Consider the following 20,132-nt stretch of genomic DNA (forward strand, 5'->3'; position numbering starts at 1 on the left):
GGTCTGTCCGCGTTAGCCCGCCAAGGCCGCGCGGCCCTGCAAGGCGCGGGCCTCGCTTTGAATAATGCGTGCAATCAACTCGCAGTCGTCGACGGAGAAGGTCAAAGGCAGGCGCATGTCCAGCAAGCCGGACAAAATCTCGTCCGTCCGCGCCAAGGCCTGCGGCCGCGCGTATCGCCAGCTGTCATAGCGCGAGGTGAAGGCTTTGGGTTCGGCCGCGCCGAACCACTTAAGCTCCACGCCGCGGGCGGCGCAGCGGGAGGTAAACTCCTCAACTTCAATCCCCGTGGCGTCCGGCAAGCGGAACTGGATGGATGAGCCGACATACACCCCGCGCTGGTCGCGTTCGATAACCGCAAGGCCCGGCGCATTGCGCAAGCCGTTTTCCAAGGCGGCATAGCGGTCGTTCCACGCCTGCACCTGCGCTGGCAATTTCGCCAGCTGCGGGCGCAGGATTGCAGCGCGCAGATTGTCCATGCGACCCGATATGTTCGGAGTGACGTATTTCACCTGCTCGAACACCTCGGCAGGTGGAGCCGCCGCATGGCGTTCATAGAGCATGTAGGAGCCGGACAGGATAATCGCCCGCGCCATGACTTCCGGGTCATCAGAGACCAGAAAGCCACCTTCGCCGGAGTTGACGTGTTTATAGGTCTGGCAAGAATAGCACCCGACAACGCCGTGCCGCCCCGAGGGCGTGCCTTGCCAGCTAGCCCCCATCGTATGTGCGCAATCCTCGATCACGACGACGTTCGCCGCGTCACAAATTGCCATCAGTCGATCCATGTCACACAGATGCCCGCGCATGTGTGACAGTAGCAAAAATCTGGCCGCCGAGGCCTCAATCTGCGCTTCCAGATCATCAAGGTCGATGGTCAAGTTGTCTGAGGTCTCCACGAACAACACCTCTGCCCCAACCGAGGCAATGGCGCCGGGCACAGGGGCCAGTGTGAAGCCATTGGACAAAACGGTGTCACCGGGCTTCACTCCGACGGCGCGCAACGCACAGCCCATGGCGTAACCACCCGAAGCTACGGCCAGCGCAAATTTCGCTCCGGTGAACGCCGCGAATTCCTGCTCCAGAAGCGCCGTCTCGCCAAGCTCGCCCTCAGCCACATTATAGCGGTGCAGCCGCCCGTGCTGAAGAACGGCCATGGCGGCGGCAATCCCTTCGTCGGGGATTGGCTCTTGCTGAGTAAAGCTGCCGTCAAAAACTTCGAACATCACCAATGCCTCCGGCATGTTGCGGCCCTGACATTGGGCGGGCGCAGATAGACAGTCAAGCGATGAGCCGCGCGACAATCCCGTCTAGGTCGTCGAAATGATCCAGCAGCGCCTCGGGCTTCAAAGTGGACACGTCGAAATTGCCGGGCCCGAAGGTCACGAGGATCGACGGGGCACCGGCATTGGTCGAGGTGTCGCGGTCGGTTTGGGTGTCGCCCACCAACACGGCACGGGCCGGATCGCCCCCTGCCCGCTTTACCGCTTCGACAAATGGCAGCGGGTCCGGCTTGCGGACTGGCAAGGTATCAGCCCCGACAAGGCTGTGGAACACATCGCGAAAATCCAGCGCCGCCATAAGCTGCTCGGCCAGTCCTTCGGGTTTGTTGGTACAGATGCCAACCTTATAACCCGCATCGCGCAACCGAGACACGGCTTCGCGTGCGCCGGGGTAAATCGTGGTACGGCTGGAAATATCCTTGCCATAGGCATCAACGACCACCGGAAAATGAGCGTCAATGTCGGCATCAGTGTAATTGAGTCCGAGCCGATCAAATCCGAGCGCCAGCATCGCCCGCACACCTTTAACCGCTGTCCCGCCATCGGTGGCAGTTGTCAGCACGTCACCATGGCCCAATCCGCGAAAGCAGACATTGGCAGCGGCAAGCAGATCGCCACTGGTATCGGCCAAAGTGCCGTCCAGATCAAAAATAACCGTGCGCATAGTTGCCTCCTGTAACGCGGCGAAACCTGTTGTGACGTAGCGCACCTTGCGCCGCAGCACGATACGGATAGAACGGGGCCACCAAGAAGGAAAGGCCGGGCAACCGGGAAAGGCCTCACGCGTGAGCAGTAAACCAGTCGCATTAATCCTATTGGCCGCCGGACAAGGCAGCCGCATGAATTCCGACCTACCAAAGGTTTTGCACCAGATCGGCGCGGCCCCGCTGGCCATCCACGCCCTGCGCGCGGCGTCGGTGCTAGAGCCGGAGAAAACCGTGGTTGTCACAGGCCACGGCGCGGATCAGGTCGAAAAAGTGCTGGCAAAGCATGACGACCAACTCACCTTCGCCCGCCAGACCGAGCAAAACGGCACCGCGCACGCAGTGGACCAAGCCCGTGACGTCTTGGGCGATTTCGAAGGCGACGTGGTGGTCTTGTATGGCGATACGCCCTTCGTCTCTGGCGATACGCTGGAGCGGATGGCCGAAGCCCGCGCCACCGCGGATGTGGTCGTACTGGGGTTCGATGCCGCTGATCCCGGCCGGTATGGCCGGTTGATCACCAAGGGCGACACGCTGGAAAAAATCGTTGAGGCCAAGGATGCCAGCCTTGAAGAACTTGCTGTAACGCTTTGTAATTCAGGCGTTATTATGTGCGATGCGCGGACTGTCTTTGATCTCATTTCACGCGTTGGCAACGACAATGCCAGCGGCGAATACTACCTGACCGACATCGTCGGCCTCGCCCGTGCTGGCGGCATGAGCGCCGCCGCAGTGACCTGCGACGAGGCGGAAACCTTGGGGATCAATACCCGCGCCGAGCTGGCCGCCGCCGAAACCGCGTTTCAGGCGCGGATGCGGGCGGACGCGCTGGAGAACGGCGTCTCCCTCGCCCAGCCCGAAACCACCTATTTCGCCTATGACACGGTGCTTGGCCGCGATGCGGTGATCGGCCCGAATGTGGTGTTTGGCCCAGACGTCACCGTCGAATCCGGTGCCGAGATCAAGGCGTTCTGCCATCTGGAGGGCTGCCACGTTTCGCAAGGTGCGGTCGTTGGCCCCTTCGCCCGCCTGCGCCCCGGTGCGGAGCTGGAGGAAGGTGCCAAAGTCGGCAACTTCGTCGAGATCAAGAACGCCACGCTGGCCGAGGGCGCGAAGGTCAACCACCTGTCCTATGTGGGCGACGCCCATGTTGGGGCTGGCGCGAATGTCGGCGCAGGCACGATCACCTGCAATTATGACGGCGTGTTCAAGCACCGCACGACGATCGGCGCGGGGGCGTTCATCGGCTCGAATACTTTGCTGATCGCCCCTGTAGACGTAGGTGCGGACGCCATGACAGGCTCTGGCACCGTGGTGACCGAGGATGTGCCTGATGGCGACCTTGCCCTGTCGCGGGTCCGGCAGACCAACAAGGCGGGGCTTGCCCGAAAGCTGATGCAAATGCTGCGCGCCGAAAAGATGAAGAAGGACGCTTAAATGTGTGGAATCGTTGGAGTTCTCGGAACTCATGAAGTTGCACCGATCATAGTCGAAGCGCTGAAGCGTCTCGAATATCGCGGCTATGACAGCGCAGGGATCGCGACCGTCAATAACGGCGAGTTGGACCGCCGCCGCGCCGTGGGCAAACTTGTGAACCTGTCGGACCTTCTGGTCCACGAACCGCTCGCAGGGAAATCCGGCATCGGCCACACGCGCTGGGCCACCCATGGCGCGCCATCCGTGGTGAATGCCCACCCGCATCAATCGGGTCCGGTTGCAGTTGTGCACAACGGAATTATCGAGAATTTCAAAGAGTTACGCGCCGAACTTGCAGCGGACGGCTATGTCAGCGAGACGGAGACGGATACGGAAACAGTGGTACTGCTGGCGCGCCGGTTTCTGGAGCAAGGCCTTGCCCCGCGCGACGCCGCCGAGCAAACCATCGCAATGCTGGATGGCGCATTTGCGCTGTGCTTCCTGTTCCATGGTGAAGAAGATTTGATGATCGCGGCGCGCAAAGGCTCCCCCCTTGCGATCGGCCATGGCGACGGCGAGATGTATGTCGGATCAGACGCCATTGCGCTGGCCCCGATGACCAACCGCGTGACCTATCTGGAAGAGGGCGACCGCGCGGTGCTCACCCGCACCAGCCTCGAAATCTACGATGCGAACGGCAAGCTGACGAACCGCGCGGCGAAGACGCTGGCAATTGACGAAGCGCGGATCGAGAAAGCCGGCCACAAACACTTCATGGCCAAGGAAATCGCCGAGCAGCCCATCGTGCTGGCGGATGCGCTGAAGGCGTATAGCACCGCGGACGGCAAAGGCATCGAGCTGCCCAACGGCACGCTGGATTTCACCAAATGCGACCGCATCACCATGGTGGCCTGCGGCACGGCAAACCTTGCGTGTCAGGTGGCGAAATACTGGTTCGAGCAGATCGCGGGCCTGCCCGTCGACGTCGATATCGCGTCTGAATTCCGCTACCGCAAGCCGGTGATCTCGGACAAGTCCTACGCGTTGTTTGTGTCCCAATCCGGCGAGACGGCAGATACCTTGGCCGCCCTGCGCTACGCCAAGGACCGCGCCGCGATGATCCTGTCGGTGGTGAACGTCCCCGAAAGCTCCATCGCCCGGGAAAGCGATCTGGCGTTGCCGATCATGGCGGGAGTCGAGGTTGGGGTGGCCTCCACCAAAGCGTTTACCTGCCAGCTTCTGGCGCTGGCGGCGCTGGCGTCGAAGGCAGGTCATCAACGCGGTCATCTGGACGATGCAGCCTTGGCCGCGCATATGGCGGACCTGAACCTGCTTCCGGGCATTTTGAACCAATCCCTTGCGCTGGAGAAATCCATCAAGCGCGTGGCGCGGAAGATCGCCTCGGCACAGGACGTGCTGTTTTTGGGGCGCGGCCCGATGTATCCACTGGCCCTTGAAGGCGCGTTAAAATTGAAAGAAATCAGCTATATACACGCCGAAGGTTATGCATCAGGCGAATTGAAACACGGCCCCATCGCGCTGATTGACAAGAACGTACCGGTCGTGGTGATGGCCCCGACGGACGAGCTGTTCGACAAGACCGTATCCAACATGCAGGAAGTCATGGCGCGCGGCGGAAAGGTCGTGCTGATCACCGACGCCGAAGGCGCGAAAGAAGCCAGCGACGGCGTTTGGGAGACTGTGGTGATGCCCGGCATCAGCCCCTTCCTCGCGCCCATCTTGTATGCGGTTCCGGCGCAACTTCTGGCTTACCACACCGCCGTTGCCAAAGGCACCGATGTGGACCAGCCCCGCAATCTCGCAAAATCGGTGACAGTAGAATGAGCCCTGACGCCGCACTCGCCCATCTCGAAAGCCTTGCCGATGAGAGCAAGGCCCGCGACCTCGCCGCCCATCACGGGGTGGAGCGTCGGTATCTGGGCATCCCGACCCCGACGCTGGATACACTGGCGAAAGACTGGCGCGGCGACGATCTTGCCGCCCGCCTAATCCTTGCCGCAGCCCTGTGGGACAGCAACATTCACGAGGCGCGCATTTGTGCGGCGAAGCTGCTGACACAGGCAAGGTTGCGCCCTGACGACGGGCCCGCTTGGGACTTGATCGTGTCTTGGCTGCCGGATGTGGATTGTGCCGCCATCGCCGACCAAGTTGCCAATGCCGGAGCCAAACGCGTGGTTTGGGATACCTCAAGGCTGGGCCAGATGGACGCGTGGACGGCATCCGAGCATGTGTGGACGCGCCGCGCGGTGATGGATTTCACCCAGCCATGGACCAAACAAAGCCGCTCCAAACTGGAGGACGAGGCCGTTCGCGACCGTGTTCTGGGCTGGGCCGCGCTTTATGCCGAAGACCATGACCCGCTGATCCAACGCGCCGTGGCGTGGTGGCTGCGGGACCTGTCGCGGTTCGATGTGCCACGGGTGCAAGCGTTTCTGGAGGAGCATGGCGAGCGGATGACCCGCTCCGCCCGTCGCGAAGCGGCCCAGATGATCAAGCGTCAGAGCTAGCTTTTAGAAACGGTCAACGTCGCCAGATCGGTAAGTCCCAAATCCAGCGCCCGCATGGCTGCAAGTGAGATGCGGCTGCCCGCAGTGGCAGGACCATCAATCGGGATCAGTTTGACCTGAACCACCGCGCCGCCTGCTGTCTCGACCGAGCCTTGCGTTTCGGCGCTGACCAATGGCGTACGTAGCCAGAAACCCTGCTCCGTCGGGTCGCCCAAGCTGGCCACGGTCTTGCCAAGAACGGAACCGCCCGCAGGTGCGGCAGTGGCGGCTTCCTTCTCGGCTTCGGTGGTTTTGTCCAGCGACGCGGCGCTTTGACCACCTGCCCCGACTTCGACCACCGATGGTTCCGCCGATGTTGGTAGATCGGTGCCGTCGACATCGTTTAACGGCTCGTCGATCGGGGGTTCGGACTGAGCGCCCAGCCCTTCAAACGGGTTTGAAAACTGCCCCCCGCATGCGGAAAGCGTCACGACAAGGGCTGCGGAGAGGATATGGTGTTTCATGCCAAAAAGGTTAGCCGCTCCGAAACCGTTCATCAACGACCTAAGTTGGGTTGTCGCGAGGCGCGTCGGGGACTACCTTGGGCGCATGAAAACTCCTCTCGTCGATCCGTTCCAGCGTGCCATCACCTATCTGCGCCTGTCCGTCACGGACCGTTGCGACTTTCGCTGCGTCTATTGCATGTCCGAGAACATGCAGTTTTTGCCGAAGAAAGAATTGCTGACTCTGGAAGAACTGGACCGCCTGTGCACCGCATTTATTGGTCTCGGCGTTGAAAAGCTGCGCATTACCGGCGGGGAGCCGCTGGTGCGGCGCGGCATCATGAGCTTTTTCGAAGGCATGGGGCGACATCTGGAAAGCGGCACTTTGAAAGAGCTGACGCTGACCACCAATGGCTCCCAGCTGGAAAAATACGCGGCTGACCTGTATGCGGCTGGTGTCCGTCGGGTGAACATCTCGCTTGATACACTGGACGAGAAAAAATTCGCCGAAATCACCCGCTGGGGCCGCCTGCCCCAAGTCTTGCGCGGTGTAGAAGCCGCATTGAAAGCGGGCTTGCGGGTCAAGATCAACGCCGTGGCGCTGAAAGGCTTCAACGAGGACGAGCTGTTCGATCTGGCCGCGTGGTGCGCCGATCTGGGGATGGACCTGACCTTCATCGAAGTGATGCCTATGGGTGATATCGGCGACGAAAACCGGATCGGTCAATTTTGGTCGCTTGACGATTTGCGCGCGACATTGGCCGAACAGTTCACTCTGACCGACCTGTCGGATCGCACGGGCGGCCCTGCCCGCTACATGCGGCTGGAGGAAACGGGCCAAAAGATTGGCCTGATCACGCCGCTGTCGCACAATTTCTGCGAAAGCTGCAACCGCGTGCGGATCACCTGCACGGGCGAGATTTACACCTGTCTTGGCCAAGAAGGGAAATCCGACCTGCGCGGACCTTTGCGGTCCTCCGAAAGCGACGTGCCGCTGGAAGAGGCCATTCGCGCCGCCATCGGCCTGAAGCCCAAGGGCCACGATTTCGACTACTCCCGCCAAGAGCTTGGCGGCCAGATGACAAGGCATATGAGCCATACGGGTGGCTAATAACTGGCACGGTATTTACCTCTGGCAGTTATACTGAAGCTTCAATCGGGTACACTCGCCGTTGTGGTGCGTAATTAAGCCCGCTGGTCAGCGCCGTCGTCTTGTGGCACTGGATGAAGCACACATTCCAAGAACCTCGGACCGCCATGACCCTTTTCGAAATTCTGCTGCTCCTCTCCGCCGCCTTCGGCGCTGGCGTTCTGAACACCATTGCGGGTGGCGGCACATTCCTGACCTTCCCTGCCCTCGTCTTTGTCGGCATCCCGCCAGTGGTGGCCAATGCAACCTCGACCGTGGCCGTGTTGCCCGGCTATCTGGGTGGTGCGTTGGGCTTTCGCAAAGAAGTTATGGAGTTTGACCGCAAGCAGCTGATCCGTCTGATCGGGATCGGGCTGCTCGGGGGCGCAGTTGGATCATTCCTGCTGCTTATCTCGTCGGACCGCGCGTTCTCGGCCCTTGTGCCGTTCTTGCTGTTGCTGGCCACGCTGGTCTTCCTGTTCGGCGCGCGCATCCGTGCGTGGGCGGCCAAGCGGTCGCAATCGGTCACACCGTTCGGCTTTGTCGGCATGTTCGCGGTGTCGACCTATGGCGGATATTTCAACGGCGGGCTCGGGATCATCCTGCTGGCGCTGTTCTCGCTGTGGGGGATGACGAATATCCACCAGATGAACGGACTGAAAACCGCGATGAGTTTTATTCTATCTGTGATCTCGGTCGCAATCTTCGCGGGTGCAGGGATTATCGAGTGGCAAGCAGGCCTGATGATGATGGTCGCCTCCACTGCGGGGGGCTACGCGGGTGCGCCAATTTCCAAAGCGCTGCCAATGTCTGTCGTTCGCGCCATTGTCGCAACCGTCGGCTTCGTGATGAGCGCCGTGTTTTTCTACCGCGTTTTCATCGGCGGTTAGCGCCAACACTCACCAAGCGTGAGAAAACCGTGTGGGGACCGTGAATACGGCCCCGCGCGTATATTCAGGCGATATTTCCTCCTCTAAGCAAGGATCAGGCACAGCTTTATTTCAGTGCCTCAGATCATGTTTTTTTGGAGTTCTGTCTGATGGACAGCCTTGGTTTTCTTGCTTACGGATTCGTTCTCTTATCCGCATCGACTAACGATATTCGTTGGTTACGTGTCGCGCTTTTCACATCCAATCTATTTTTCATAGCCTACGGTTTCGCGCTGCAATTGATGCCTATTTTGCTGTTCAACCTGCTGCTCGGATGTATCAACGGGTATCAGGCCTATCGGGCGTGGCGACGCCCACTAATTGTTTTGACCTCTAAGGACCAGGTCGGGGTAGGCCCCGCTTTGGTGCCATCAACCCGCTAAGCGCTGCTCCACAATTTCTGCCCACCAGCTGCACCCTGCCGGAATTGCCTCATCATTAAAATTGTATTCCGGGTGGTGAACGCTCGCGGTGTCGCCGTTGCCGACAAGGATATAGGCACCAGGGCGTTCTTCCAGCATGAAAGCAAAGTCCTCGCCTCCCATGATCAACGGGGCTTCGTCGCAACCGCCGGACACTTTAGCAGCAACGGACGCTGCGAACTCTGCCTGCTCGCCATGGTTCACCATGACGGGGTAGCCTTTCATATAATCAACATCAATTGCGCCGCCGAATGTGGCCGCAATCCCTCCCGCGATCTCCTTCAAGCGAGCAGCGGCCATGTCGCGCATTTCTGGCGACAGGGTACGCACGGTACCTTTGAGCGTCACTGTCTCGGGGATCACGTTGAACGCCTTGCTTTCGGTCTCGAAGCTGGTGACGGACACAACAATCTGCCCCACAGGGTCCGCGTTGCGTGACGCTATCGTTTGCAATGCCAGCACCAAATGTGATGCCATAACAGTGGTATCAATTGTCTCGTGCGGCTTGGCCGCGTGTCCACCGCGCCCCTTGACCGCGATAGTGAAGGTGTCGGTCGCCGCGAAAAACGCGCCGGGGCGGATCGCAAAGCTTCCCACAGGGTTACCGGGCCAGTTGTGCATGCCGTACACCTCGTCAATCGACCAGCGGTCCATCATTCCGTCTTCACACATCTCACGACCGCCACCGCCGCCTTCTTCTGCGGGTTGGAAAATCACCACGACAGTGCCGTCAAAATTGCGCGTCTCGGACAAGTATTTAGCCGCCCCGAGCAACATTGCCGTGTGACCGTCATGTCCGCAGGCATGCATGGCGCCAGGGGTCTTGGAGGCATAGTCCAACCCCGTTGCCTCAAGGATCGGTAGCGCGTCCATATCGGCACGCAGCCCAATGGTCTTGCCCGACTTATCCGACTTACCTTTTATGACGCCAACAACACCGGTGCGTCCAATGCCCTCGACCACCTCGTCGCACCCGAACGCACGCAACTTCTCGGCCACAAGAGCCGAGGTGCGGTGCGTCTCGAACAGGATTTCGGGGTTTTGATGAATATCCCGACGCCATTCGGTAATTTCCGGCAAGAGTTCGGCAAAGCGGTTCTTCACAGGCATAGGCAGTCCTTTTCGGGATGGTTGATCTATCTGATATATCAACGATGCGTCATTCGGCGAGATGGTCCACCAGTTTTTCCATAAACACCTGTCCCGCTTCGAACTGTGATATTTCGAGAAATTCATTGGGCTGATGCGCCTGAGCTATGTCGCCCGGCCCACAGATGATGGCAGAGTAGTCTTTTTCCTGAAATTGGCCCGCCTCGGTGCCGTAGCTGACCACATGGGAGGCATTATCACCCGTAAGCTGACGCACCAGACGTTCCGCCTCTCCCTCATTCTCCGGCTGTAAGGGCGGGACATGGAAGCGTGGTGTAATCTCGATGCGCGTCTCAGGCACCACGTCTTGCATGAGGGCTTCGACCTCTGCGACGCGGGCAAGCATTGCCTCACGATAGGCGTTGATATCCTCACCGGGGACCAAACGGAAGTCGATACCGAATTCGCAATCCTTTGCCGTGATGTTATGCGCGGTGCCACCCCAGATTTTACCAGTATGGGCGGTGGTAAACGGCGGATCAAACTGCGCCGCCAATGGCGATGGCGTCGCGGCCATGTTCGCGTCATTCACCTGATTGGCCCATTCGATCAACTTCACGCCATACATTATCGCGTTGACCCCGGTATGGAGCAATGACGAATGGACCTCGAACCCGTGCACATGCACCCACCAACCATAGCTGCCTTTATGTCCAGACACGGCCTTCATCATCGACGGTTCACCCACCACAACAGCGCTCGCCGCGGGCAAGTGCTTGCGCATCTCGGCGATCATCGGTGGCGCGCCAAGGCAACCCACCTCTTCATCATAACTCAGAGCGATTTGCAGGGGCCGCTTTATCCCGCGCTTCAGCGCCAGCGGAACAGCGGCCAAAGCCAGCGCATCAAACCCCTTCATGTCACAGGTGCCGCGGCCATAGAGCCTGCCGTCTTTCTCGGTCACAGTGAACGGGTCCGTGTCCCAAGCCTGCCCCTCGACCGGAACGACATCGGTATGGCCAGACAGCACGACACCGCCCTCCACCTCAGGGCCGACATTTGCATAGAGCGAGGCTTTGGTTCCCTCATCGTTATAAACGAGGGTGGGCGAGACGCCGTGGCCCTTCAGATAATCTTCGACCCAATTCACAAGGTCCAGATTGCTGACAGTGCTGACGGTTTGAAATGACACCAGCTTATCGAGAATGGCGCGCGCATCCATGACGGAGTGACCTTTGCAAATTGGAGTCCAAGTCGAGAGGTTGAGCCTCGCAGGATCGCGCGTCAAGGCCCGGTTACGATGCGCACCGGGCCTTTTCAGTCTAATCAGAATAGAAAGGTTTAGCCCTTCATCTTCTTCATGATCATGCCAACAACCATCTGAACGACCATGCCGCCGACGCCACCACCGACAAGGTTGCCTGCGATCGCGCCGATGTCCATGCCGCCTGCCGCATCACCGCCAGCCGCGCCCAAGAGGCCGCCCAGCAGCGAGCCGCCCCCAACACCGCCAACAGCGCCGGCAACAAGATTGCCAATGTTGCCCATGCTGCCGCCAGAATTGATCTTCCCGCCGGCCATGCCGCCAACGGCACCACCGATCAGTTGTGAAATAAGTGCTTCCATAAGGATCCCTCGCTCTGTTGTCCCACTGGTCTTTGCCTGTGGGTTGAGGGAAGTGATCATTTTTTAGGCAATGAAGTCAACATTTAGTGCATGTTGACGTAACGCCTACCCCATCTTCTCTCGTATGCGGCGCACCATCCACCACACCGCGAGAACGACAAGCGGCGTCACACCCGCTGCAAGCAGCAATTTGGACAACCCCAGGGCGTAAGCGGCGGGCTGCGCCATATAGAGCACCAGATTGACCGCGTAGTAGCTGATCGCCACCACGGACAATCCTTCCACCGTCTTTTGCAGGCGCAGCTGTAAATCGGCGCGCTTGTCCATGCTTTCCAGCAGTTTCTGGTTTTGCGACGAGCGTTCCACATCCACCTGCGTGCGCAGCAAGTCCCCTGCCCGCGTGGCGCGTTCGGCCATGTTTTGCAAACGCCGCTCAGAGGCTTTCACCGTGCGCATCGCCGGATCAAACCGGCGCATCATAAACTCGGCGAAGGTTTGACGGCCATTGAAGCGTTCTTCGCGCAAGACCTCGATGCGTTGGTTCACGATCGCCTCGTAGGCCCCCGTTGCCCCAAACCGGAAGGACGATTGCGCCAGCAGGCTTTCCAACTCGGCGGAGGTCGCGAGAAGCTCCCTCAACGTGTCCTCTGCCCCAGTATCGCCTTTGGTCATGGCGCTCATCAGGCCAGACAAAATTGTGTCCAACTCGCCCAAACGCGGCCCCATGTCCCGCACGCGCGCTAGGCCCAGCATCGACATGCTTTTGTAAGTCTCGATCTCGCATAGACGCTGGACAATGCGACCAATGCGGCGCTCGCCCGTGATGTCGGCCACGAAAATGGCCAGCCGCATATGACCCGCAGCATCAATGCGAAAATCGCCTGCGACGGTCGCAGCGCCATCCAGAACGGTGCTGACCGCAACGCTTTCAGGCACAAACCAATCTTCAACACGCGTGACGATTTCGTCGGCACCGGGATCGGCCTCAACACGGATCAAGGCCGATGTGATGCGCACGCCCGGTGCGTTTGCCAGCCAGTCGGCGGGAAACGTCTCGAACGCTTTTGGGTCGAACGGACGGTCTTCAAGCGTAGGCATGAACATCGTGTAGGTGACGAATTCGGTATGCTGCTCCCATTTGAGCTTGAATTTGCCCACCTCCCCGAACCAATGGGTCGCACCGGGTTGCGGATGCGGTGCGCCATAGCGGTCGAGCAATTGGGTCAGATGCGCACGGTCCGCGTCGCGGTCGCGCTCGGCGGCGTCCTCGGGACGCTTGATGGCGAGGTAGATCGCCCCGCAGGGCGCCTCCAGCGACGGGAAAGGACGCGCGTGCAGCTCGTTGGCCAAAGTGTAGCGCAGCGGGTGGTCTTCTATCGGGGTCATGCGGTCAACCGTAAGTGAATTTCACCTAGGCATAGAGCCACACGGCGCTCATGAAAACAAATTTTTCATCAAAATCATAGGTTTAGCGGTGTGCAACGGCATACAGTTCCACCTATCGGAAATTGTCGCGCCCCGGAGCCTCCCCACTCCGGAGCGCGGAATTGGCCTAAATGGTTACGACCGCGAGGGGCGGGAACCCATTGAAACCAATAGACGAATAGGCGGATGTATACGCGCCTGTGTTGCGGATCAGCACGCGGTCGCCCGCTTTCAGAGACAGCGGCAACTGCATCGGTCGCTTTTCATACAGCACATCCGCACTGTCGCAGCTTGGGCCAGCCATGACGCAAGGGCCACACTCTTCGCCGTCGCGCGGGGTCTCGAACTGGTAGCGGATGGCTTCGCCTTCGGTTTCGGCCAGACCGGAGAAGCGGCCAATGTCGAGATAGACCCAGCGGTGCATGTCACGGTCCGACTTACGCGACACCAGCATGACTTCGGCGACGATAACGCCAGCTTCGGCCACCATACCGCGACCCGGCTCTGCCATGATGCGGGCGACATTGCCAAAACGCGAGGTCACTTGCGCCATGACAGCAGCCGCGTATGCGGTCGGGGCCTCGATAGCCTCGCCATAGAACGCAGGGAAACCGCCACCGATGTTCAACAGGCTCAGGTCGTGGCCAGCATCACGGGCGTCGTGCCAGATCAGGGCCAGCGCGTCCAAAGTCGGTGCCCACATCTCAGCCTTGCGAGTTTGCGAGCCGACATGGAACGAGAAACCAACAGGGTTCAGACCCAGCTCTTTGGCGTAGTCCAGAAGGCGCAGCGCGGTATCACGGTCACAACCGAACTTGCGCGACAGCGGCCAATCGGCTTGGCTGACTTCAACGATCAGGCGGATATATACCTGTGCGCCGGGGGCGTGCTCTGCGATCTTTTCCAGCTCTTCTTCGGCGTCCGCAGCAAACAGCGTGATACCAGCGGCGTGCGCGAAGGCGATGTCGGAGGCGCGTTTGACAGTGTTGCCAAACGAGATGTCAGCAGGATCAGCACCAAGGCTCAGGCACAATTCAACTTCGCCGCGCGATGCTGCGTCAAAGTGGGACCCGAGGTTCACGAGGGTCTCGATGACTTTGCGTTCTGGGTTTGCTTTGACGGCGTAGTGGATGTCGGCGCGGCCAAGGCCCGCTTTCAATGCGCGGTATTGCTGTGCAACCAGAGCGGTGTCGACGACCAGTGTTGGGCGGTCAAACTCGTGCGATGCAACAAAGGCATCCAGACGGTTACGGACAACAGGTTGAGCGGACGCCTGCGCGTCCGAGAATTGTACAGTCATGGTCATCTCCAGTTAGACCCGGCCATAACGGGGATTACCCGTGCGAGACCGCTCACTTCCAAGGGGAGACGTTACCGTCGCTACGTAAACACGTGTTGCGTTGACTGCTACAGGCCAGAGGCGCGTGCGTTGGCGTCTATTCTGGCCGTATCGGGCCAAACGTGAGTCGTTGCAATACGGAAAATTGCGTGGCGGTAAAAAAAATGCCCCGCCGCCATGGCAGGGCATTTTTGCTTCAGTATCCTGCGGATCAGCTTTCCAGCTTGTCCTGCGTTTTGGTGTCGAAGTCTGACGCGTCATGACGTTCGTGCAACTGGCCTTCCAACGGGCCGGATGTGCGGTTGACCATCTGGCCCCGCTGCACAGCCGGACGCGCCGCGATCTGTTGTTCCCAGCGGATGACGTGATCGTATTCATGCACGCTCAGGAACTCTCCTGCGTCGTACGCCTCGCCGGTCACCATGCGACCATACCACGGCCATGTGACCATATCGGCGATGGTATAGGTGTCCCCTGCCAGATACTCGTTTTCTTCCAGATGCTGATTCAGCACGTCCAACTGGCGCTTGGCCTCCATCGCGAAACGGTTGATCGGGTATTCCTGCTTGGTTGGCGCATAGGCGTAGAAATGGCCGAAGCCCCCGCCCAGATACGGCGCAGACCCTTGCAGCCAGAACAGCCAGTTCATGCATTCCGCGCGGGCGGCAGGCTCCGTGGGCAGGAACTCCCCGAACTTTTCGGCCAGATAGAACAGGATTGAGCCGCTTTCGAACACGCGCGTCAGAGTGGTAGTGTCAAACATCGCGGGGATCTTGGAATTCGGGTTTACGTCTACGAAGCCGCTGGAGAATTGATCCCCGTCCCCGATCTTGATTAACCAAGCGTCGTATTCGGCGCCGGAATGTCCCAACTCCAGCAGTTCCTCCAGCATGATAGTGACCTTCTGCCCGTTGGGCGTGGCGAGGCTATAGAGCTGCAAGGGATGTTTGCCGACGGGCAAATCCTTGTCATGGGTCGGCCCCGCAATGGGTCGATTGATCGAGGCGAAGGTGCCCCCAGACTCGTTCTCCCATGTCCAAACCGTGGGCGGGATATACTCTTCAGTCATGTGATTTTCCTTCCTTGTCTCGCTTACGCACACCAAAGCCCCTCGCGGCGGAAGGTGCAAACCGAAAAACTTTCAGACGTTATGGTGGGCAATGACAGGGCGGCGAGAAGGTGAAACCCATAGCTAGCTAACCATCTGATAATAATAAATTTAAAAATGCAATCATGCTCACATTCTTCATTGAGCTTTGGGTAGGCAGTTAGCACGCGGCAGTGGAAGTTCCTAAAGTTTCTCGGAACTTTCCAACAAAGGCATCCGTTGTCTCTTCATACAGCGTCCGGAACACGTCCTGACGCATAGGAACTGACTACTAGGAGACACAACATGACCAAGTTCATCACAACGACCGCACTCGCGCTGACACTTTCTGCACCGGCATTCGCCGCGGATATCAACGTCGAAGAGTATCTGGCGTTGTCAAATAATTCTGCTGCCGATCGTATGGTCGAGGAAACATCCACCGGTGACGTCGAAGCCGCGGAGATTAAGTTTGCATTGGGCAACATGAGCGCGGCTGAGCGCAAAGTGTTCTTCGAAATGGACGAAGAGTCCCGCATGGCGGAGCTAATCGCCCTGCGCAAGACCGCACCGATGAACAGCCCCGCTGAGGCCGCTGCTTCCAACTAAGTAATACGTGGGCCGGCCATCGCCGGTCCCCGAAACAAAAAACGGGCGCTCCCCTCGGAGCGCCCGTTTTCATGCGTAGGGCGGGTACACCCCGCCGCACACTCAATCAATCTTGGGTAGCAAGGTGTCCAGCGATGCCTTCGCATCCCCGTAGAACATCCGCGTGTTGTCCTTGAAGAACAGCGGGTTCTCGATACCCGAATACCCCGTGCCTTGCCCCCGCTTGGACACAAACACCTGCTTGGCTTTCCAACATTCCAGCACTGGCATGCCAGCGATGGGCGAGTTCGGATCGTCCTGAGCCGCAGGGTTCACGATGTCATTGGAGCCGATGACGATAGCGACGTCCGTGCTGGGGAAGTCGTCATTGATCTCGTCCATCTCCATGACGATGTCGTAAGGCACCTTGGCCTCCGCTAGCAGCACGTTCATGTGACCCGGCAAACGCCCTGCAACGGGGTGAATGGCGAAGCGCACGTTCTTGCCCTTGGCACGCAGCTTGCGGACGAGTTCAGCCACCGAGGACTGCGCCTGCGCCACGGCCATGCCGTAGCCCGGGATAATGATGACGCTGTCAGCTTCATTCAAAGCCGTCGCAACACCGTCCGCATCAATCGCAACCTGTTCGCCTTCAACCGCCATCTGCGGGCCAGCCGCGCCGCCGAAGCCACCCAAGATAACCGACACGAAGGACCGGTTCATCGCCTTACACATGATGTAGGACAGGATCGCACCGCTTGATCCGACCAACGCGCCGACCACGATCAGCAGATCGTTGCCAAGCGAGAAGCCGATCGCCGCCGCGGCCCAGCCGGAATAGCTGTTCAGCATCGACACAACGACAGGCATGTCCGCGCCGCCGATGCCCATGATCAGGTGATAGCCGATGAACAGCGCCGCCAAGGTCATCAAGAACAGCGGGAAGAAGCCGCCTGTGTTGAAGTACCAGACCAGACAGATCAGCGAGAGTGCCGCCGCGCTTGCGTTCAGCATATGGCCGCCGGGCAGCTTTTTCGCCGCCGAGTCCACTTTGCCCGCCAGTTTGCCATAGGCAATGACGGAGCCGGTGAAGGTCACGGCACCGATGAAGATGCCCAAGAACAGCTCGACCCGCAGGATCGAAATCTCAACGCCCGATTTCTTGGCAATGAGCTTGGCAAAGGTGCCGAATGTCTCGGGGTCGGCGGTCGCTACATTTCCGATCTGGATATGGGCAATCAAGCCCACAAACACAGCGGCCAGACCAACGAGCGAGTGCATCGCTGCGACAAGCTCTGGCATTTGTGTCATCTGAACCTTGGTCGCCAGCTGGTAGCCAATGGCCCCGCCGCCCGCGATCAGGATCAGCGACAACAGCCAATAGCCGGAGCCCGGCCCGATGATCGTCGCCGCCACGGCCAAAGCCATGCCGGCAATGCCGTACCAAACAGCGCGTTTAGCGCTTTCTTGCCCCGACAAGCCGCCTAGCGAAAGGATGAAAAGTACTGCGGCAACTACGTAAGCCGCGGTGGTAAATCCGAATTCCATGATCTCTACCCCTACTTACGATTTCTGGAACATGGCGAGCATGCGCCGTGTCACGAGGAAGCCGCCGAATATGTTGATGCCGGTCATGAAGACCGCCAACGCCGCCAGCAAGATCACAAGGAACGACCCTGACCCGATCTGCATCAAAGCGCCCAAAATGATGATCGACGAAATTGCGTTGGTCACGGCCATCAGCGGTGTGTGCAGCGAATGCGCCACGCCCCAGATCACTTGGAAACCGACGAAGACTGCCAGCACGAACACGATGAAGTGCTGCATGAAGCTGGCAGGGGCGACAAGGCCGACCCCCAGCAACAGCACCGCACCAACTGCAAGCAAGGTGACTTGCGTCTTGGTTTGTTGCTTGAATTCGGTGACCTCTTTGGCGGCCTTCTCCTCATGTGTCAGTTCAGGGGCTTTCGCCTTCTTAGGCGCTGCCGCAATAGCTGCGATCTTTGGTGGCGGTGGCGGGAAGGTGATCTCTTTATCAAAGGTCACGGTCGCACCACGGATCACGTCGTCTTCCATGTTGTGATTGATCACGCCGTCTTTTTCCGGCGTAAGATCGAACAACATGTGTCTGATATTGTTGGAATAAAGCGTAGACGCTTGCGCGCCCATCCGCGACGGGAAGTCGGTATAGCCGATGATGGTCACACCATTGTCGGTCACGATTTTCTCGTCCATGACTGTCAGTTTGCAGTTGCCACCCTTCTCGGCGGCAAGGTCCACAATGACAGAACCGGGCTTCATGGCCTTCACCATGTCTTCGGTCCAAAGCTCTGGCGCTTCGCGGTTCGGGATCAGCGCAGTTGTGATCACGATGTCGATCTCTGGGGCCAACTCGCGGAACTTGGCGAGCTGTGCTTCGCGAAACTCTGGCGACGACACCGAGGCATAACCGCCCGATGTGGAGCCGTCCGCCTGCTCTTCTTCAAAGTCGAGGAATACAAATTCTGCGCCCATCGATTCAACTTGCTCGGCCACTTCCGGCCGCACGTCGAACGCGTATGTAATGGCACCCAGCGAGGTCGCGGTGCCGATGGCGGCAAGGCCAGCCACACCTGCGCCGACAACCAGCACCTTGGCGGGTGGCACTTTACCAGCGGCAGTCACCTGCCCTGTAAAGAAGCGGCCAAAGTTGTTGCCAGCCTCGATGACAGCGCGGTAACCGGCGATGTTTGCCATGGAGGACAGTGCGTCCATTTTCTGCGCACGCGAAATACGCGGCACCATTTCCATGGCGATGACCCGTGCACCCGCCTTCTTGGCGGCTTCCATGCCGGCCTCGTTGGCGGCAGGGTTGAAGAACGATATCAGGGTTTGCCCTTCGCGAAGCCGCTTGCTCTCGGTCGCATCAGGCTGGCGCACTTTGACGACGACGTCGGCGGCCTTCCACAATGCGGCGGCGGTCTTTACGACCTCTACGCCCGCATCTTTATAGGCTTTGTCGGAAAAGCCTGCCAATGCGCCAGCGCCAGTTTCGATCACACAGCTGTGGCCGAGCTTCTGGATTTGCAACGCAGACTCAGGCGTCATGGCGACACGCGCCTCGCCCTCGAATGTTTCTTTCGGTGCCCCGATTTTCATAGAGGGTCCCCCATCGTCTAAGTGAATGTCACGCACAGATGAGCGTCAATATCGTCGCAACCGGAAAATCACAAGTCGGTCTTGACGCTTACGAAAGTATACTTCGCGGACCCAACGTCACATTGCAAGAATATGTCTTGCTGGACGCGCCCTTCTGGCACGTTAGGGTGAGGGCAATACAAGGGGGATCTTATGGAGCTTTCAGGCAAACACGCGCTCGTCACAGGTGGCGGAACAGGAATCGGCTTGGCGATTGCGCAGGCTTTGGCAGGCGCAGGGGCGCAGGTCACGATTTCCGGTCGCCGCATGGATGTATTGCAAGACGTCGCAACCGACGGGCTACACCCGCTGGTGATGGACGTCACAAAGCCGCAGCAAGTGGTCGCGGGTGTCGAAGACGCCGTCGCAGCCCGTGGTCCGGTCCAGATTTGCGTGCCGAACGCCGGTATCGCCGAGGGGCGCAGCATCACAAAGATGGATCTCGATTTTTGGCGTCGCACCATGGCGACCAACCTTGATGGCGCAATGCTGACCATTCAGGCCTGCCTGCCCTCGATGCTCACAACCGATTGGGGACGGGTCATCGCGGTGTCGTCGATTGCCGGTGTTCGCGGATTGCGTGGCGCGCCCGCATACACCGCCTCCAAACATGGGTTGATCGGCCTGATCCGTGGCCTGAGCGAGGATTATATGGGTGGCCCCTACACGTTCAACGCGCTGTGCCCTGGATATGTCGACACTGAAATCGTCACCCGCAACACCGCCGAGATTGCCAAACGCGCGGGGTTGAGCGAAGAAGATGCGCTTGGCACCATGGTCCGCTCCAACCGCCACAAGCGGCTGATCAAAGCGGACGAGATCGGGGCTGCGGCGCTTTGGCTTTGTGGCGCGGGATCAGGCTCGGTCAACGGGCAGACAATCGAAATCGCAGGCGGACAGGTTTAAGGAC

At 59.3% G+C, this 20,132-nt stretch carries 19 protein-coding genes; 8 read left to right on the forward strand and 11 right to left on the reverse strand.

The genetic code is table 11. From position 1 onward, the window contains the following. Nucleotides 1–12 precede the first annotated feature (12 nt). Both BCF46_RS02645 and BCF46_RS02650 read right to left on the reverse strand, forming a co-directional pair. Nucleotides 13–1,224 carry a DegT/DnrJ/EryC1/StrS family aminotransferase gene (locus tag BCF46_RS02645; RefSeq protein WP_121022253.1) on the reverse strand — a complete coding sequence of 404 codons (1,212 nt, stop codon included), beginning with the start codon at nt 1,222–1,224 and terminating at the stop codon, nt 13–15. Nucleotides 1,225–1,279: 55 nt separating this feature from the next. Beyond that, a complete protein-coding gene (locus BCF46_RS02650; RefSeq protein WP_121021431.1) occupies nt 1,280–1,945 on the reverse strand; it encodes an HAD-IA family hydrolase in 666 nt (221 codons plus the stop codon). A 121-nt stretch (nt 1,946–2,066) separates the two neighbouring features. On the opposite strand from BCF46_RS02650, the gene glmU reads away from it, so the two are divergent. The 3 genes from glmU to BCF46_RS02665 are packed head-to-tail and all read left to right on the forward strand — an operon-like array spanning nt 2,067 to nt 5,929. Further along, nucleotides 2,067–3,422: a bifunctional UDP-N-acetylglucosamine diphosphorylase/glucosamine-1-phosphate N-acetyltransferase GlmU gene (gene glmU, locus BCF46_RS02655; RefSeq protein ID WP_121021433.1), complete on the forward strand. Its 1,356-nt coding sequence runs from the start codon at nt 2,067–2,069 to the stop codon at nt 3,420–3,422. Then, entirely contained in the window at nt 3,423–5,246 is a 1,824-nt protein-coding gene (gene glmS / locus BCF46_RS02660) for a glutamine--fructose-6-phosphate transaminase (isomerizing) (RefSeq protein ID WP_121021436.1), read from the forward strand. Next, on the forward strand, nt 5,243–5,929 hold the full coding sequence (locus BCF46_RS02665; protein WP_121021438.1) for a DNA alkylation repair protein: 687 nt from the start codon (nt 5,243–5,245) through the stop codon (nt 5,927–5,929). Before glmS ends, BCF46_RS02665 begins: the two co-directional genes overlap by 4 nt. On the opposite strand, the gene BCF46_RS02670 is transcribed toward BCF46_RS02665, so the two are convergent. Next, complete coding sequence (locus BCF46_RS02670; protein WP_121021440.1) at nt 5,926–6,432, reverse strand: hypothetical protein; 507 nt, start codon at nt 6,430–6,432, stop codon at nt 5,926–5,928. The genes BCF46_RS02665 and BCF46_RS02670 overlap by 4 nt on opposite strands. 85 nt (nt 6,433–6,517) lie before the next feature. On the opposite strand from BCF46_RS02670, the gene moaA reads away from it, so the two are divergent. The 3 genes from moaA to BCF46_RS02685 all read left to right on the forward strand — a co-directional run bounded on the left by moaA (nt 6,518) and on the right by BCF46_RS02685 (nt 8,852). Further along, on the forward strand, nt 6,518–7,522 hold the full coding sequence (moaA, locus tag BCF46_RS02675; RefSeq protein ID WP_121022255.1) for a GTP 3',8-cyclase MoaA: 1,005 nt from the start codon (nt 6,518–6,520) through the stop codon (nt 7,520–7,522). A gap of 146 nt (nt 7,523–7,668) precedes the next feature. Further along, entirely contained in the window at nt 7,669–8,430 is a 762-nt protein-coding gene (locus tag BCF46_RS02680; RefSeq protein WP_121021442.1) for a sulfite exporter TauE/SafE family protein, read from the forward strand. A 149-nt stretch (nt 8,431–8,579) separates the two neighbouring features. After that, on the forward strand, nt 8,580–8,852 hold the full coding sequence (locus tag BCF46_RS02685; protein WP_121021444.1) for a hypothetical protein: 273 nt from the start codon (nt 8,580–8,582) through the stop codon (nt 8,850–8,852). Here BCF46_RS02685 and BCF46_RS02690 read toward each other — a convergent pair. The 6 genes from BCF46_RS02690 to yghU all read right to left on the reverse strand — a co-directional run bounded on the left by BCF46_RS02690 (nt 8,841) and on the right by yghU (nt 15,439). Next, a complete protein-coding gene (locus tag BCF46_RS02690) occupies nt 8,841–10,001 on the reverse strand; it encodes a M20 aminoacylase family protein (protein WP_121021446.1) in 1,161 nt (386 codons plus the stop codon). The genes BCF46_RS02685 and BCF46_RS02690 overlap by 12 nt on opposite strands. Nucleotides 10,002–10,050: 49 nt before the next feature. Further along, nucleotides 10,051–11,202, reverse strand: a complete 1,152-nt coding sequence (gene argE / locus BCF46_RS02695; protein ID WP_121021448.1) for an acetylornithine deacetylase — start codon at nt 11,200–11,202, stop codon at nt 10,051–10,053. Between the two features lie 119 nt (nt 11,203–11,321). Next, nucleotides 11,322–11,606 (reverse strand): hypothetical protein, encoded by a 285-nt coding sequence (locus BCF46_RS02700; RefSeq protein WP_121021450.1) that lies wholly within the window; start codon nt 11,604–11,606, stop codon nt 11,322–11,324. A 105-nt stretch (nt 11,607–11,711) separates the two neighbouring features. Then, nucleotides 11,712–12,992, reverse strand: coding sequence for a DUF3422 family protein (locus tag BCF46_RS02705; protein ID WP_121021452.1), 1,281 nt, complete (start codon nt 12,990–12,992; stop codon nt 11,712–11,714). A gap of 166 nt (nt 12,993–13,158) precedes the next feature. Further along, nucleotides 13,159–14,337: a type III PLP-dependent enzyme gene (locus tag BCF46_RS02710; RefSeq protein WP_425454403.1), complete on the reverse strand. Its 1,179-nt coding sequence runs from the start codon at nt 14,335–14,337 to the stop codon at nt 13,159–13,161. Nucleotides 14,338–14,581: 244 nt separating this feature from the next. After that, nucleotides 14,582–15,439 carry a glutathione-dependent disulfide-bond oxidoreductase gene (gene yghU, locus BCF46_RS02715; protein WP_121021456.1) on the reverse strand — a complete coding sequence of 286 codons (858 nt, stop codon included), beginning with the start codon at nt 15,437–15,439 and terminating at the stop codon, nt 14,582–14,584. A gap of 324 nt (nt 15,440–15,763) precedes the next feature. Between yghU and BCF46_RS02720 the strand changes: the two genes are divergently transcribed. Then, nucleotides 15,764–16,066 carry a hypothetical protein gene (locus BCF46_RS02720; RefSeq protein ID WP_121021458.1) on the forward strand — a complete coding sequence of 101 codons (303 nt, stop codon included), beginning with the start codon at nt 15,764–15,766 and terminating at the stop codon, nt 16,064–16,066. A gap of 102 nt (nt 16,067–16,168) precedes the next feature. On the opposite strand, the gene BCF46_RS02725 is transcribed toward BCF46_RS02720, so the two are convergent. Both BCF46_RS02725 and BCF46_RS02730 read right to left on the reverse strand, forming a co-directional pair. Further along, nucleotides 16,169–17,593, reverse strand: coding sequence for an NAD(P)(+) transhydrogenase (Re/Si-specific) subunit beta (locus BCF46_RS02725; protein ID WP_121021460.1), 1,425 nt, complete (start codon nt 17,591–17,593; stop codon nt 16,169–16,171). Nucleotides 17,594–17,608: 15 nt separating this feature from the next. Beyond that, nucleotides 17,609–19,183 (reverse strand): Re/Si-specific NAD(P)(+) transhydrogenase subunit alpha, encoded by a 1,575-nt coding sequence (locus BCF46_RS02730; protein ID WP_121021462.1) that lies wholly within the window; start codon nt 19,181–19,183, stop codon nt 17,609–17,611. A gap of 192 nt (nt 19,184–19,375) precedes the next feature. Here BCF46_RS02730 and BCF46_RS02735 point away from each other — a divergent pair, with 192 nt between their 5' ends. Beyond that, nucleotides 19,376–20,128 carry an SDR family NAD(P)-dependent oxidoreductase gene (locus BCF46_RS02735; protein WP_121021464.1) on the forward strand — a complete coding sequence of 251 codons (753 nt, stop codon included), beginning with the start codon at nt 19,376–19,378 and terminating at the stop codon, nt 20,126–20,128. The last annotated feature ends 4 nt before the right edge of the window (nt 20,129–20,132 follow it).

It is taken from the genome of Litoreibacter meonggei (assembly GCF_003663885.1).
GTDB lineage: Bacteria > Pseudomonadota > Alphaproteobacteria > Rhodobacterales > Rhodobacteraceae > Litoreibacter > Litoreibacter meonggei.